Annotated in this window: 1 protein-coding gene; it reads right to left on the bottom strand. The window is 42.4% G+C overall.

Annotation, left to right across the window (positions count from 1 at the left end):
- Positions 1–85: 85 nt before the first annotated feature.
- The coding region (locus AB1471_RS17900) for an RNA polymerase sigma factor (protein ID WP_367781065.1) at positions 86–236 on the bottom strand (151 nt) is incomplete at its 5' end.

Raw genomic sequence — 236 nt, 5'->3', positions numbered from 1 at the left:
CCTTCAACCAGCGCAGCGCTTTCCTCGGAGCATACCCCATCATAATACATAGGTAGCATATCTTCGATAACTTTACACGACAGTTTCATTTCAATTCCTCCTTTATTCGCAATCTTGCCCGGTGATAAGCGACTCTTGCCCAAGCTTCGGTTTTTCCAAATAATTCTGCAATTTGTTTGAACGATAATTCTCCAAAAGTTCGGAGGGAAAAGACTTCTTTGTATGGCTCGTTTAGC

Source organism: Jeotgalibacillus marinus, assembly GCF_040801915.1.
In the GTDB taxonomy this organism is placed as follows: Bacteria; Bacillota; Bacilli; order Bacillales; family Jeotgalibacillaceae; genus Jeotgalibacillus; species Jeotgalibacillus marinus.
The sequence above is the reverse complement of the archived record's forward strand: the minus strand, read 5'-3'. Positions and strand labels throughout refer to the sequence as shown.